Here is a 14,035-nt window from a genome sequence, read left to right on the forward strand (position 1 = left end):
CACCAGCCGCTCCGGCGCCCAGCCGAAGGTCGGGGTCAGTTCCACCCCGTCCTGCATGCCGATCCGCCCCGACGTGCCGGCCCCGACATAGAACAGCCGGCCACCCGCGCGCAGCCGGGGCAGGGCCGCGGCAACAACGCGCTCCAGTTCGGGGATCGCCGCCCGCACCATGGCAACGGCGCTCATCTGCGCCTCGGCCAGCGCCTCCAGGATCGACGCAGTCGGCCACAGATCGATCTCCGCAAAGCGCGGATCCTGCCCTTCCGTCCCGCCCATGCCGGTCGCGTCGCTGATGTCGTTCATCGGAATATCCGCAAGTCCTTCGCCATTCGGGTCACGATCCCCCCTTATGGCCCGACGGCCGCGCCACGTCCAAAAACGCCCGCGCCACGTCCAAATACGCCGCCACGTGCCCCGACAGGTCCGTCCCCATGCGGATCGTTCCCTTCACGCCGTCGCGCCGGGCGGGTCAGAAAGCCGCAACGCGTCCCGGGCGGGCGGCAATCCGAACATCCGGCGATATTCGCGGCTGAATTGCGACGGGCTGGCATAGCCGACCGCGAAGGCCGCCGCCTCCGCCGACATGCCGCCCGACAGCAGCAGCCTGCGCGCCTCCATCAGCCGGATCTGTTTCTGGAACTGCATCGGCGTCATCGCGGTCAGGGCCTTGAACTGGCGATGAAACGCGGTCGGGCTCAGCCCTGCCGCCGCCGCCAGGTCGTCGACGCGCAGCACCCGGTCGAATTTCTCCCTCAGCGCATGGATCGCCTCGACCAGGCGGCGATCGCGATCGACCCCGACCACCAGGCGCGACAGCACCGCACCGTGCGGCCCGGCCAGCAGGCGATAGCAGATTTCGCGCATCACCGCCGGATAGAGGATGGGAATCGCCCGCGGCTCGCGCAGCAATCCGACCGCCCGCGCCGCACACCCCACAAGCGCGTCGTCCAACTCCAGGACGAAGGCCCCCGCGCGGTCGTCCGGCACGGGCGGCGCCTCCATGCGCTCGAAGACCTCGCGCATGATCGCCCGGTCCAGCTCGATCACGACGCTCAGATAGGGCGCGCCCTCTCCGCCCTCGACCACCTGGCTCGTCCCCGGCATCTCGACGCTGACGACCATGGCCTGGCCCGTCCGGTACTCCAGCCGAAGCGCGCCGAAACTGGTCCATTTCGCGCCCTGCACCACAATGCACAGCGCGGGTTTGTGCAGGATATGCGCCGGATTCCGCTCGGCCGCCGACCGCAGCAGGATCAGGCCATCGATCGCGGTGTAAAGCGGACTGGCATTGCCGTGGCACGCGAAACATGTGCCGACGGCGTCGCGTAATCGAGAGAGTTCATCCATGGGACAGCCCTGGTCGTGGCGGCCCCGAATGTAAGCGCCGAGGTGGAATCAGGCAAGAAATGGGCGGGTTCCGGCATGGCCGAACCAGGGGCCCGGCGCATAGGCTCGGCACCGGAACAGCCTCACCGGAACAGCTTCCAGGGAAAAACCATGACCCGTCAAACCACAGGTAAAATCGCGCTCGTCACCGGCGGCAGCCGGGGACTGGGGCGCAACATCGTCCTGAACCTCGCCAGGCGCGGCGTCGATGCGATCTTCACCTACCACGCCGATCGGGCGGCAGCCGAACAGGTCGCCGCCCTGGCCGCCGAAGCGGGACGCAGGGCCGTCGCCCTGCAACTCGATGCCGGCGATACGGCGGGCTTCGGCGATTTCGTGCAGGACGTGCGGCAGACGCTGGCCGGCCTCGGCGCACAGCGTTTCGATTATCTGGTCAACAATGCCGGCACCTCGCATCATGACAGCATCGAGAACACCACCGAAGACGCGTTCGATGCCCTCTATCGCGTCCATCTCAAGGGCGTCTTCTTCCTGACGCAGAAATTGCTGCCGCTCATCAATGATGGCGGCCGGATCGTCAACATCTCGTCCGGCCTCACGCGCGTCATCATGCCCGGCCGCGCGCCCTACGGCACGATGAAGGGCGCCGTCGAAATCCTGACCAGATACATGGCCAAGGAACTGGGCCCGCGCCGGATCGCGGTCAACGTCGTCGCACCCGGCGCGATCGAGACCGATTTCAGCGGCGGCCTGGTCCGCGACAACCCCGAATTCAACAGGCGGGTCGCGGATATGACGGCCCTCGGCCGCGCCGGCCTGCCGGACGATATCGGACCGATGGTCGCCTCGCTGCTGTCCGAGGACCACCGCTGGGTCAACGGCCAGCGGATCGAAGTCTCCGGCGGCATGTCGATCTGATCGTCCAAGGCCCGCCCGTCGGCGTCTCCGACTGTCCGAGGCGCCATCCATCGGGTCCGGCGGACCAGCGCTGGGGGCGGATTTGGGCGGCGTTTCGTTTTCCGACAAATCAGAGCGGATCCCGTTCAAACGGACGCGTTTGAACGGGTGAAGATGCGCGATAAATAATAACCTGGAGCATTTCCCGAACCGATGTTTGGTGAAAACGCTCCAGGTAACTCGAAATCGTGAAAGGCGCACGGAAACTCATCCTGCCGATACAAGCTTTTGCGTCGAGGCCGAGGACAGACGGCCCAATCGCGTCAAGGCAGGAGGGAACGGCAGCCGGCTTGCCCTGCAGAGAAAATCATCCCCGGAGGATTCGCGGCGATGTCGAAAAAGTCGCTCCTGTGGATAGTGGCGGCCGTCGTTCTGGTCGCCTCCTATTTCGGCTACCAATATTGGCAGCAGATGCAGTCGGCGCTGCCGAAGGGAATCGCATCGGGTAACGGACGGATCGAGGCAAAACTCGTCGATATCACCGCCAAGGAAGCGCTCCGGGTGCAGGAAATCCGCGCCGATGAGGGCGATCTGGTCAACCCGGGCCAGGTTCTGGTCCTGCTGGATACGTCCACATTGCAGGCGCAGCTTCAAGAGGCAAAGTTGAACGTCGCGGCGACGCAGGAAAAAGTGGCCGTGGTCCGGGCTGCGATCATCAAGACGCAAAGCGAGATCAATCTCGCCAATATCGAGGTCAGGCGCAGTAGCGCGCTCGTCGCGGAACGTGCCGGTTCGCAACGGGAACTCGACGTCCGCAGGACGGCGGTACAGACCACGACGGCCGGCCTTCAGGAAAACGAAGCCCAGTTACGCACGATTGAACAACAGGTCAAAGTCGCCGAGGCCCAGGTGTCGACGATCCAAACCCGAATTGACGATGCAACGCTGAAATCGCCGGTCAGGGGAAGAGTGCTCTATCGGCTGGTCGAAGTTGGCGAGGTCCTGGGGCCGGGCGGTAAGGCGTTGACGCTGGTAAACCTGAACGACGTGTACATGGAAATATTCCTCCCGTCGGAGCAGGCGGCGAAGGTGAAGATCGGCGCCGAGGCGCGGATCGTGCTCGACGTTCTCCCCAATCGCCCCGTCGCGGGATATGTCAGCTTCGTGTCGCCCGAAGCGCAGTTCACACCCAAACAGGTCGAGACCCGCAGTGAGCGGGAGAAGCTGATGTTCCGGGTCAAGATCCGCGTGCCTGAGCAGACGGTGGAGTCCTATATCGACGTCGTCAAGACCGGCGTGCGGGGCGTCGGCTACGTGAAAATAGATCAAGCGACCGCCTGGCCGGCCTCGCTTGAGCACGCCATATCTCCCGTAAAAAACGGAGGATAGAGGCCGGTCCCGTTCGAACGGATTCGTTTGAACGGGTGAAACTGCGCGATAAAATAACGATGTAGGGCATTTCCACTGATCCCCGGTTCAGTGGAAATTCTCCAGGCGCCGGGGCAATAAACACCAACGAAGCGTCACGACGGCGACGATGCCGCCGTAACACGCCAGAGAACCAATCCATGTCAGACACTGCGCCTCATGCGTCGCCTGCCATGTCCGCCAGCGTGCCGGTGGTGTCCATACAGGACGTCACCCATCGCTATGGCGGGGTCGCGGCGCTCGATGGGCTCTCCCTCGATATTCCCGCCGGGCGCATGGTCGGCATCATCGGGCCGGACGGCGTCGGCAAATCGACGCTCCTGGCGCTGATCGCCGGATCCAAGAAGATGCAACGGGGCAAAGTGATCGTCCTGGGCGGGGACATCGCGGATCCGCGGCACCGGCGAGAGGTATGCCCGCGGATCGCCTACATGCCGCAGGGCCTGGGCAAGAATCTCTATTTCGAGCTCAGCGTACAAGAGAACGTCGATTTCATGGCCCGGCTCTTTGGCCTCACCGCCGCCGAGCGCCTGGCCCGCATCAGGGTATTGCTGGACGGCACGGGGCTTGCGCCCTTTCCCGACCGTCCCGCCGGCAAGCTGTCGGGTGGAATGAAACAGAAGGTGGGGCTCTGCGGCGCGCTGGTGCACGACCCCGACCTGCTCATTCTCGATGAACCGACGACCGGCGTCGATCCGCTGTCTCGTCGGCAGTTCTGGGCGCTGATCGACGAGGTCCGCGCCGGGCGCCCCGGCATGAGCGTCATCATCTCGACGGCCTACATGGACGAGGCCCAGCAATGGGACTGGATCGTGGCCATGGACGCCGGACGTGTTCTCGCGACGGGCACCCCCGCGGAACTGATGGCGCGAACCGGCACGACGGACCTCGAAAAATGCTTCATCGCCCTGTTGCCCGAGGAAAAACGCACCGGCCACGTCGATCTCGCCATTCCGCCGCGGCCGGCCGGCAAGCGCGAAATCGCCATTGACGCCGAGGGGCTGACGCGGCGCTTCGGCAGCTTCGTCGCCGTCGATCATGTCTCCCTGACGATCGAGCGTGGAGAGATTTTCGGCTTTCTCGGCTCCAATGGCTGCGGCAAATCCACGACCATGAAAATGTTGACGGGATTGCTGCCGCCGACCGAGGGCAGCGCCAGGCTGTTTGGTCAGTCGGTCGATGCCGGCAGCATCGTGGTGCGAAAGAACATCGGCTACATGACGCAGGCATTCTCGCTCTATGGCGAGCTTACGGTCCGGCAGAACCTCGTTCTCGACGCGCGCCTCTATCACATGCCGCCCGACAGGGCCAAGGCACGGATCGACGAGCTTGTCGAGAAATTCGGGCTCGGCCCCTATCTCGACGCATTGGCCGGCGCGTTGCCCATGGGCTTGCGCCAGCGCCTGTCGCTGGCGGTCGCTGTCCTGCATGGCCCGGAATTGCTCATTCTGGACGAACCGACGTCGGGCGTCGATCCCGTTGCACGCGACAGTTTCTGGGAATTGCTGATCGACCTCTCGCGCCGGCAGGGCGTTACGATTTTCGTGACCACGCATTTCATGAACGAGGCAATGCGGTGCGACAGAATCTCGCTCATGCATGCGGGCAGGGTCCTCGCCGCCGACGCGCCGCGGAAACTGATCGAGGCGCAAAACGCTACCACCCTGGAAGACGCCTTCATCGCCTATATGGAGGATGCGATCGGAGAGGCGGCGTCCGGCGCGCAGGGCGAGGCGAAGCCGGACATCGGCGGATCGCCGTCAGCCGCCGCGCCGCCGCATGAGGCGCCCTCCGGGCTTTCATTGCGTCTGGCGCGGCTGCTCGCCTACAGCGTCAACGAAACGATGCAGATCCTGCGCGATCCGGTCCGCCTGGCCTTCGCCTTTGTCGGCTCGGCCCTGCTGATGCTCATCTTCGGGTTCGGGATCACCACGGACGTCGAACATATTCGTTATGCGACCTTCGATCTCGATCAGACGTTTGAAAGCCGGACCTATCTCGAACAATATGAGGGCACGCCGCGATATTTCACGCAGATGCTTCCGGTCCGCTCGGCCGGCGATGCGCTGGCGCGCATGCAGTCGGACAGGATCTCGCTCGTTCTGGAGATGCCTCCTAATTTCGGCCGGGATCTCCGCAGGGATTCAAGGCCGGAAGTTCTTGCCGAGATAGACGGCGCGGACACGTTCCGTGGCGAAACCATCGCGCAATATGTTCAAGGCGTCCAGGACGAGATCCTGCGCAATCCCCCAAGCGGGCTGGAGATCCCCCCGCAGAAATACACCGCAAATTTCCAGGACCGCTATATGTACAACCCGACGTTCGAAAGCGTCTATGCGATGGTGCCCAGCATCCCGCCGATCCTGCTCATCCTCATCCCGGCGATCCTGATGGCGGTCAGCGTCGTGCGGGAGAAGGAACTGGGCTCGATCATCAATTTCTACGTGACGCCGACCGGCCGGCTCGAATATCTCCTGGGCAAGCAGCTTCCCTATATCGCGATCGGCATGATGAACTATGCCGTCCTGGTGACGATGGCCCTCATCGTCTTCGATGTACCGCTCAAAGGCAGCTTTCTGGTCCTGACGCTTTGCACATTGCTGTACGTCGTCGCCACGACGGGCATCGGCATGGTCATCTCAACCTTCACCAGCAGCCAGGTCGCCGCCGTCTTCGTAACGACGATCATCACGCTTCTGCCCACCATACAGTTTTCCGGCTTCCTGCAGCCCGTCTCGACGCTCGCGGGCCGGGCGCGGTTCGTAGGGACGATCTGGCCCACGACCTATTACATGCATGCCAGCAAGGGCGCCTTCACCAAGGGCCTCGGCGCGGACCTCCTGATGCAGGACGTCATTTTCCTCGGGTGCTGCATTCCCGTTCTCTGGACCGTGAGCGCGCTCATACTCAGGAAGCAGGAGAAGTAGCGGTGTCCTCGCTCATCAACATTTTCTGGCTCGGCATCAAGGAATTGCGAAGCGTCGGCAGCGACCTGGTGATGATCTTCTTCGTCGCGTATTCGTTCACCGGCGCGATCTACGCTCAAGCCACCGGCACATCCAGCGAGGTCAACAACGCGTCGATCGCCTTTACCGACGAGGACGGGTCCGCATTGTCCGGACAATTGATGGATGCCTTCTATCCGCCGCGCTTCCAGACGCCCCAGGCGATCGCCGCGGCGGACGTCGAAACCGCGATGGACGAGGGACGGTTCATGTTCGTCGTCGTGATTCCACCGAGGTTCGAAGCCGATCTGCGCGCGGGGCGCCACCCCGACGTGCAGTTGAACATCGACGCGACCGCCATGCAGCAGGCCGCCATCGGCGGCGGCTATATCAAAAATATAATCGGCGATCGCATTTCCAGCTTTTTCAGGCGCTCCGACGCATCGGCGCAACCGGCGATCAATCTGGTCATTCGCCGGCTGTTCAATCCCAACGGAGAGACATCGTGGTTCGCGAGCGTCGTCGCGATCATCAATCAGATCACGCTGCTCACGATTGTCCTGACCGGCGCCGCGGTGATCCGCGAGCGCGAGCACGGAACATTGGAGCATCTGCTCGTGATGCCGCTGACGGCCTTCGAGATCGCAATGGCAAAAGTCTGGGCCAACAGTCTCGTCATTCTGGTTGCAACGGCGCTGTCCCTCTATCTCATCGTCATGAAGGCGCTGCACGTGCCGTTTGCCGGCTCGATTTCCCTGTGGTTCCTGGGCGTTCTGCTCTACCTGTTTTTCGCGACGGCGCTGGGTCTCTTCCTGGGCACGATTTCCCGTTCGATGGCGCAATTCGCGCTTCTGATCATCTTTGTCAACGTCATGCTGCAACTTCTTTCCGGCGGATCCACTCCTGTCGAAAGCCAGCCGACCTGGCTCCAGTACATGACCTTCTTTCTTCCATCGCGTCATTTCGTCAGCTTTTCCCAAAAGATCATTTATCGCGGTGGCGGAATCGACGCCGTCTGGCGTCAATTCGCAATGGTCGGCGCAATCGGCCTGGCGTTCTTTGTCTACAGCCTGGCACTGTTTCGAAAATCGATAGCCGTGACGAAGTAGGACCGAAAGCGATGAACGGCGCAACGCCATGTGACGGAGAGCGGCGGGTGATGGGCGATCGTCGGAATGCAGCCCGCGCGACTCGCCACGCGCCTCTCGTGCTCGGGGGCGGAATTGCGGCGTTCTGGGTGGCGCTGATGCTGAATGGCTGCGCCGTGGGGCCCGACTTCGCCGCGCCGAAACCCGAAATTCAGAACAACTGGATCGAAAGCACCGATCCGCGGGTCGTAACCACGGGCGACGTGATGAGTCACTGGTGGCGAACGTTCAACGATCCGACGCTCGACCGATTGATCCAGATCGCCGCGACGCAGAATCTGCCGGTCCAGATTGCCGGCCTCAGGATTCTGGAGGCCCGGGCGCAATTGGGCGTCGCAATCGGCAGCATGTATCCACAAACGCAAGAGGGCTTCGGCGCTGCGCAGGAAAACCTGCTCAGCTCGCGTCTTGCCAACCAGGCCAATCTCCAGCATTCCTTCGCCAGCTTCGCTCTCGGCTTCGACGCAAGCTGGGAACTGGATTTCTGGGGGCGCTTCCGGCGCAATGTCGAGGCCGCCGACGCCAACATGGGCGCCACGGTCGCGGATTATGACGACGCACTGGTCTCGCTCACTGCCGAGGTCGCACGCACCTACGCCATGATACGCACCTACGAGGTATTCATTCAGATCACGCGCGAGAACGCTCGCGTCCAGAGAGAGGGCCTGGACATCGCCACGTCGCGCTTTCGCAACGGTGCCACCTCCGAACTCGACGCCAGCCAGGCACGCACATTGCTGGAGAGCACGCTTGCCGATATCGCGCCGTTGCAATCCAGCGAACAGCAGGCAAAAAACGCTCTCAGCACGCTGCTGGGGCGCCCCCCGGGCAGCGTCGACGCGTTGCTGTACGGCCCGCAATACATCCCGACGGCATCCAGCAAGGTGGCGGTCGGAATACCGGCGGAATTGCTGCGGCGGCGGCCGGACATCCGGGCGGCCGAGTTGAGAGCGGCGACGGAGAGCGCGCGCATCGGTGTCGCCAAGGCAGACCTCTATCCAAGGTTCACGCTCTTCGGCGAAATCGGCGTGCAAAGCAGCAGCATGTCCACCTTCCTCGCACCCGGCAGCCGGTTCTTCACGACCGGGCCGGGCTTCAGATGGCCCATTCTGAACTACGGACGGCTAACGAATAACGTCCGGGCGCAGGACGCGCGTTTTCAACAGGCGGCCGTCACATACCAAGATACCGTGCTCAAGGCCCAGCGCGAGGTCGAGGATGCGCTGATCGGTTTTCTCAAGGCGCAGGACAGCGCAATCAATGCGCAAAGATCCGTGCAGGCCGGGCAACGCTCGGTGCAGTTGTCGCTGACACGGTATCGCGAAGGAGCCGAGGATTATCAGCGCGTCGTCGATTCGCAGCGGATTCTTCTGCAGGCGGAAAACAGGCTGGCCGATACGCAATCCTCCATCGCGACCTATCTCATCGCGCTTTATAAGGCTTTGGGCGGCGGGTGGGAGGTCGGGGAGGGAAAGCCGATCATACCCGAAGCCATGCAAGCCGAAATGGCGCGTCGTACCAACTGGGGAAAATTGCTGCCGGCCCACCCGCCGCCGGCGACGGACGAATTGGCGCCCCCAACCCCGGCTGGTAACGCCCCGATTCTGCGAAAGCCCATCTGGTGACAGGTCGCTCTTAACGCGTGGCGAAATGGCACCGAGGTTCGTGGTCCACGCCACCGCCTCCAGATCCTCCGAGGGGAGAAACTCATGGGAAAGACCGAAAAATCTTCAGCCTCCGACGCCACGCTCAGCCAGGACGGTTCCCCTGGAACGGAAAAGCTGCGCCGGAAAGATTACGAGGCGGAACTGGCGCGGCTCCATGTCGAACTCGTGCAGCTCCAGGAGTGGGTCCGGCGCGAGAAGAAAAAGATTTGCATTGTCTTCGAAGGTCGCGACGGTGCCGGAAAGGGCGGTGTGATCAAGGCGATCACCGAGCGGGTCAGTCCGCGCACCTTCCAGGTCGTGGCGCTGCCGGCGCCCACCGAGCGGGAAAAGTCGCAGATGTATGTGCAGCGCTATCTGGCGCATTTGCCGGCAGCATCGGAAATCGCAATTTTCGATCGAAGCTGGTACAACAGGGCCGGCGTCGAGCGGGTCATGGGTTTTTGCACCGAGAAGGACGTCGAGGCGTTTTTCAGGGGCGTAACCCTGATCGAACGGGCGATGGTCGATTCCGGAATCATTCTCCTGAAATACTGGCTCGAGGTCAGTCGCGACGAACAGACCAGGCGTCTCGAATCCCGGATCAATGACGGGCGCAAGACATGGAAGCTCTCCGAAATGGATCTGAAATCCTACTCGTGCTGGCATGCCTATTCGCGCGCGCGTGACGAGATGTTCCAAAAAACGGATACGGGGTGGGCTCCGTGGTACATGGTCCGATCCGACGACAAGAAGCGCGCACGCCTCAATATCATCACACATATGCTGGGACGGATCCCCTATGACAAGACGCCGCGCCGAAAGGTCGAACTTCCGAAACGCGACAAGGCCAATGGCTACGTCGAACCCGATTACACATCCAAGCTGATTCCCGAATTGTTTTGACGGGGCGCCCTCGCCAGACTACCGATCAGCGCGATCATCTCCGCATGGGCTTGTGTTGCCGGATTCCGCTCGACTGTCTGGTCAGCAATGCCGGCACCGCGCATCATGGCAGCATCGAGAACACCACCGAAGACGCGTTCGATGCCCTCTATCGCGTCCATCTCAAGGGTGTCTTCTTCCTATGCGCAATAGGAAAGGCTGGCCTTCAATATTAAGGAATTTTCAAGAGAATATTTGCGATTGGAAATGAAGCAAGGCAGGAAGACTGATTTCTTGGTGCAGGCATCGTAAATGGGTGTATCCAGCCCCTGATGACCCACCGCGATCGTCAGTTGCCCCGACGGGTCGTGCTTGCTTTGGAGGAAGCAACCGTCAGGAAGTCGGCCTGACGATGAACCGTTCGCGGTATTCGGCGGGAGAGAGGCCCGTGAGCCGAAGGAAAAGCTTCTTGAATGCGCCGACATCCTGATAGCCGACCTCCCACGCGATCCGGTCCAATGAGAGCACGGTCGTTTCCAGAAGGTCCCGTGCGCGCTCCACGCGCAGATGCTGGGCATATTCTCTCGGCGCAATTCCGGTCGCCCTACGGAAGCGGCGCAGGAAAGTCCGTTCTCCCAGCGCCGAAACGCGGGACATTTCTGCAACGCTTGCCTCGCGGGCCGCATCCGTGCGCAACCAGTGCTGGACGGCCAGGATCGCGCGATCTCCATGGGTGAGAACCGGGACGAACTGCCGGTAATGGCGCTGGTCGCGCCTCGGTGGATCGATCAGAAGGTCGCGCGCCGTCTCGGCCATGACGGCCGGTCCCAGCAGTTTTTCGATGAGGCGAAGACCAAGATCGGGCCAGGACATCACGCCCGCGACGGTCAGGATGTCGCCGTCGTCCACCAGCAGCCGGTCGGGATCGACACGGATGGTCGGATACAAGGCCCGCAGCCGCTCGGCGGACTGCCAATGCGTTGTCGCTGGCCGACCGTCGAGCAAGCCGGTGGCTGCAAGCAGGAACGTGCCGGCGCACACGGCAGCAAGGATCGTGCCGTTCGTGTGGCAGGTTCGCATCCATGCCAGAAGGCCGCCCATTGTCTCGGGTACGGGTGATCCGCTCAGGGCAGGGGGAAGGATGATCACGGCAGGCGCCGTGGCAGGGCGCCGGTCCTCCGCGATTGTCGTGACGCGGAGCAACGGCCCGTGCCGGTCGAAATGCGTTCGGGCCCGTTCGTCGGCGACGGCGAACAGATCGGCCATGCCGTGCAAGGCGGCCTGCTGCGCGCCGGGATAGGCGACGAGAACGATTTCATGCGGCGGCTGTGTCGTCATGTGTCGGATATGACCATGATTTTGTCTTTCCCGCCACTGGGGCGGCGGTCACGGCGCCGCTATTCTGGCCGCATCAGAGCAAAAGGAAGCGGATATGACGGACAAGGCCCTGATCATCGTGGACTTCCAGAACGATTATTTCCCCGGCGGGCGTTGGGAGCTGGTCGGTATCGAGCAAGCCGCCGCCAATGCGGCACGCGTGCTGGCGGCCTTCCGGGAGAGGGGATTGCCGGTCATTCATATCCGGCACGAGTTTCCCACGGTGGATGCGCCGTTTTTCGCGCCAGGGTCGGACGGCGCGCACATTAACGCCATCGTCGCGCCGCGAAAGGGTGAGACGGTGGTGCTCAAGCATCACCCGAACGCGTTTCGGGATACGCCTCTGAAAGCGCTGCTTGATGAGAAGGGCATCAGGATACTGACGATCCTCGGCGCGATGAGCCATGTTTGTATCGACGCGACTGTCCGCGCGGCGGTGGATTTCGGCTATGAGGTGACTCTGATCCACGACGCCGTTGCCACCCGCGACCTCGCGTTCAATGGGGTCGCAGTTCCTGCGGTTCATGTCCACGCCGCCTATATGGCCGCGCTGTCCTTCGTCTATGCGACTGTGCTGTCTACGGATGAAAGCCTCGGAACATGAACGACAACGAAGCCACCATCGCCCGCGTCATCCGGGCTGGAGACTACACTGGCAGCAAGGCATGGGATGCGCTGGAGCTCGAGAGCTTCGCCGATGTCACCGTTCGTCTCCACTGGACCGACCATCCCTATGTCTGGCACGTGAACGACGGTCCGGAAGTGTTCGCAGTGCTCGACGGGGTGGTTGAAATGCATCTGCGGCATTCCGGTGGAGAACAAGTGTTCCGCCTGGAACCTGGCGATATTTTCCGTGCTCGCGAGGGTGATGAGCACAAGGCGATCCCGCTGAGGGCTGCACGGATTCTCGTCGTTGAACGGAAGGACAGTATATGAGCATCGCGCGAACTTCTGGACTGCCCGGTATGGATCGACTCGAAAACGAGGGGCGCGTCTCTCTCCAGCATGAGGAATCTTCTGATGATTTCATGATAATGATGGAGAATTAACATAATGAAAAAAAACGTTATTGTTTTTGATATCGATGGTACATTGACGGACAGCGTAAGCGTGCATCAGTTTGCATTCGGATCTGCTTTACAAAATTTCAAATTTCCCGCACTTCGAACCGATTGGAGCAGTTATAGGCATCACTCCGATAGTGCAATTCTGATCGAAGCATGGGAAGAGGCCAATCTTGGAGGGAAGGCAGATATGCTTCGACTTGAAAGAGAATATGCACGCTTTTACGATGAAGCCGTTAGGAAAACGCCCTTCTCCGAGATCAGAGGTGCGCGCTGCTTCATTGACTATGTGCGTAAGCAAGGTTGGATTGTCGTATTCGCGACGGGAAGTCTGCGCTACGGTGCTTTTGCATAAGCTTTCAGTGATCGGTCTCGATGGTGAGTCAGAAATATTGGTTACAGCATCTGAATTCGAGACGCGTGAAGAAATCGTTGACCGTGCTGTCGAACTCGGTTCCGCCGCAAATGGAGGGCAAAAACCCCATCGTGTTATTTCGATTGGTGACGGTGTTTGGGATCTGACAACCGCCCGTAATCTGGGGTATGAATTTTTTGGAATTAATAGTGGGAAGAAGAAATTATTGGAAAATTTTGGTGTCGTGATGTATAGAGATTTTGATGATCTCTATGAAAACGAGCGATCATTCTTCGAAATATTGAAGTAATACAAAATCCGCTCCGCGCGCATCTGCACCGATTTCGCCCCGGAATCCCGAGAGGCCATGCATTCCTTTGAGACAGACTGTGTCGCCAATACCGAAATGGCCCCCATCCTGAGGACCAGAGATGGCCGAATCTAAGTTGGACGATCTGGCTCTGCGGATCCTTTCTCCCCAGGCATCGCTGTGGCCAGGCTGTCTTCCCGGACCGCCATCGGCGTGCAGTAGCCCAGCGCCTGGCGCAAGCGCGCCGGCTGGATGTGTTCGACCGCGGATATCCGGGCGTGGCTGGCGGAAAACCTGGTCAGGACCATGTGACGCGGAAAGACGGCCGCAAGTGGCGGCGCGCGGTCAGCCCCGCATGGCGTCGCGGATCTTCCGGTCGGTCTTGTACTGGCTCAGCGCGTAGACCGACCAGATCGCGGCGGGAATCCAGCCGATGACCGTGATCTGCAACAGCAGGCAGATGATCCCCGCGACCGGGCGCCCGATCGTGAAGAACTGAAGCCAAGGGAGCACGAGGGCGAGAAGCAGGCGCATCGATGGTCCTCAACGCTGGATGGCGGGGCCGGCCGCCGGCCCGACCGGTTTAGGCGACGCCGCGCGGGGCGGCAAGCCATGCCGCGCGCCAAGCCGTCAGAG

The 14,035-nt window shown here is 61.7% G+C and carries 14 protein-coding genes and 1 pseudogene; 10 read left to right on the forward strand and 5 right to left on the reverse strand.

Annotated features, from left to right (window positions below):
* Positions 1-303 (reverse strand): annotated as a pseudogene (locus HUK84_RS04340) (N-acetylmuramic acid 6-phosphate etherase); the annotation flags it as partial.
* Between the two features lie 144 nt (positions 304-447).
* Complete coding sequence (locus HUK84_RS04345) at positions 448-1,347, reverse strand: AraC family transcriptional regulator (protein ID WP_176639163.1); 900 nt, start codon at positions 1,345-1,347, stop codon at positions 448-450.
* A 150-nt stretch (positions 1,348-1,497) separates the two neighbouring features.
* Between HUK84_RS04345 and HUK84_RS04350 the strand changes: the two genes are divergently transcribed.
* The 6 genes from HUK84_RS04350 to ppk2 all read left to right on the forward strand — a co-directional run bounded on the left by HUK84_RS04350 (position 1,498) and on the right by ppk2 (position 10,314).
* A complete protein-coding gene (locus tag HUK84_RS04350; RefSeq protein WP_176639164.1) occupies positions 1,498-2,265 on the forward strand; it encodes an SDR family NAD(P)-dependent oxidoreductase in 768 nt (255 codons plus the stop codon).
* Between the two features lie 369 nt (positions 2,266-2,634).
* Positions 2,635-3,633: an HlyD family secretion protein gene (locus tag HUK84_RS04355; RefSeq protein ID WP_176639165.1), complete on the forward strand. Its 999-nt coding sequence runs from the start codon at positions 2,635-2,637 to the stop codon at positions 3,631-3,633.
* Between the two features lie 212 nt (positions 3,634-3,845).
* Entirely contained in the window at positions 3,846-6,599 is a 2,754-nt protein-coding gene (rbbA, locus tag HUK84_RS04360) for a ribosome-associated ATPase/putative transporter RbbA (protein ID WP_218064211.1), read from the forward strand.
* A 2-nt stretch (positions 6,600-6,601) separates the two neighbouring features.
* The gene (locus HUK84_RS04365) at positions 6,602-7,726 is read left to right on the forward strand and encodes an ABC transporter permease (RefSeq protein WP_176639167.1); all 1,125 of its coding nucleotides are present in this window, start codon (positions 6,602-6,604) and stop codon (positions 7,724-7,726) included.
* 137 nt (positions 7,727-7,863) lie between these two features.
* Positions 7,864-9,390, forward strand: coding sequence for an efflux transporter outer membrane subunit (locus tag HUK84_RS04370; protein ID WP_246285381.1), 1,527 nt, complete (start codon positions 7,864-7,866; stop codon positions 9,388-9,390).
* 84 nt (positions 9,391-9,474) lie between these two features.
* Entirely contained in the window at positions 9,475-10,314 is an 840-nt protein-coding gene (ppk2, locus tag HUK84_RS04375; protein ID WP_176639168.1) for a polyphosphate kinase 2, read from the forward strand.
* On the opposite strand, the gene HUK84_RS04380 is transcribed toward ppk2, so the two are convergent.
* A complete protein-coding gene (locus tag HUK84_RS04380) occupies positions 10,281-10,475 on the reverse strand; it encodes a hypothetical protein (RefSeq protein ID WP_176639169.1) in 195 nt (64 codons plus the stop codon). The two genes, ppk2 and HUK84_RS04380, sit on opposite strands and share 34 nt — an antisense overlap.
* Before the next feature lie 211 nt (positions 10,476-10,686).
* On the reverse strand, positions 10,687-11,631 hold the full coding sequence (locus HUK84_RS04385) for a GlxA family transcriptional regulator (protein ID WP_176639170.1): 945 nt from the start codon (positions 11,629-11,631) through the stop codon (positions 10,687-10,689).
* A gap of 94 nt (positions 11,632-11,725) precedes the next feature.
* Between HUK84_RS04385 and HUK84_RS04390 the strand changes: the two genes are divergently transcribed.
* The 4 genes from HUK84_RS04390 (at position 11,726) to HUK84_RS22820 (ending at position 13,399) form a co-directional block, all read left to right on the forward strand.
* A complete protein-coding gene (locus HUK84_RS04390) occupies positions 11,726-12,274 on the forward strand; it encodes a cysteine hydrolase family protein (RefSeq protein WP_176639171.1) in 549 nt (182 codons plus the stop codon).
* Positions 12,271-12,606: a cupin domain-containing protein gene (locus tag HUK84_RS04395; protein WP_176639172.1), complete on the forward strand. Its 336-nt coding sequence runs from the start codon at positions 12,271-12,273 to the stop codon at positions 12,604-12,606. Before HUK84_RS04390 ends, HUK84_RS04395 begins: the two co-directional genes overlap by 4 nt.
* A gap of 117 nt (positions 12,607-12,723) precedes the next feature.
* On the forward strand, positions 12,724-13,089 hold the full coding sequence (locus tag HUK84_RS22815) for an HAD family hydrolase (RefSeq protein WP_218064209.1): 366 nt from the start codon (positions 12,724-12,726) through the stop codon (positions 13,087-13,089).
* The gene (locus HUK84_RS22820) at positions 13,076-13,399 is read left to right on the forward strand and encodes an HAD family hydrolase (protein ID WP_218064210.1); all 324 of its coding nucleotides are present in this window, start codon (positions 13,076-13,078) and stop codon (positions 13,397-13,399) included. Before HUK84_RS22815 ends, HUK84_RS22820 begins: the two co-directional genes overlap by 14 nt.
* Before the next feature lie 345 nt (positions 13,400-13,744).
* Here HUK84_RS22820 and HUK84_RS04405 read toward each other — a convergent pair whose 3' ends face one another.
* Positions 13,745-13,933: a YqaE/Pmp3 family membrane protein gene (locus HUK84_RS04405; RefSeq protein WP_176639173.1), complete on the reverse strand. Its 189-nt coding sequence runs from the start codon at positions 13,931-13,933 to the stop codon at positions 13,745-13,747.
* Positions 13,934-14,035 lie beyond the last annotated feature (102 nt).

The organism is Nguyenibacter vanlangensis, from assembly GCF_013376155.1.
GTDB lineage: Bacteria > Pseudomonadota > Alphaproteobacteria > Acetobacterales > Acetobacteraceae > Gluconacetobacter > Gluconacetobacter vanlangensis.

Bases quoted from the DNA above. Each gene is read 5' to 3' on its own strand.
- HUK84_RS04390 (WP_176639171.1), top strand. From the start codon at position 11,726: ATGACGGACAAGGCCCTGATCATCGTGGACTTCCAGAACGATTATTTC.
- HUK84_RS04380 (WP_176639169.1), bottom strand. From the start codon at position 10,475: ATGGACGCGATAGAGGGCATCGAACGCGTCTTCGGTGGTGTTCTCGAT.
- HUK84_RS04370 (WP_246285381.1), top strand. From the start codon at position 7,864: ATGCTGAATGGCTGCGCCGTGGGGCCCGACTTCGCCGCGCCGAAACCC.
- HUK84_RS04405 (WP_176639173.1), bottom strand. From the start codon at position 13,933: ATGCGCCTGCTTCTCGCCCTCGTGCTCCCTTGGCTTCAGTTCTTCACG.
- HUK84_RS04345 (WP_176639163.1), bottom strand. From the start codon at position 1,347: ATGGATGAACTCTCTCGATTACGCGACGCCGTCGGCACATGTTTCGCG.
- HUK84_RS04395 (WP_176639172.1), top strand. From the start codon at position 12,271: ATGAACGACAACGAAGCCACCATCGCCCGCGTCATCCGGGCTGGAGAC.
- HUK84_RS04385 (WP_176639170.1), bottom strand. From the start codon at position 11,631: ATGACGACACAGCCGCCGCATGAAATCGTTCTCGTCGCCTATCCCGGC.
- rbbA (WP_218064211.1), top strand. From the start codon at position 3,846: ATGTCCGCCAGCGTGCCGGTGGTGTCCATACAGGACGTCACCCATCGC.
- HUK84_RS22815 (WP_218064209.1), top strand. From the start codon at position 12,724: ATGAAAAAAAACGTTATTGTTTTTGATATCGATGGTACATTGACGGAC.
- HUK84_RS04355 (WP_176639165.1), top strand. From the start codon at position 2,635: ATGTCGAAAAAGTCGCTCCTGTGGATAGTGGCGGCCGTCGTTCTGGTC.
- HUK84_RS04350 (WP_176639164.1), top strand. From the start codon at position 1,498: ATGACCCGTCAAACCACAGGTAAAATCGCGCTCGTCACCGGCGGCAGC.
- ppk2 (WP_176639168.1), top strand. From the start codon at position 9,475: ATGGGAAAGACCGAAAAATCTTCAGCCTCCGACGCCACGCTCAGCCAG.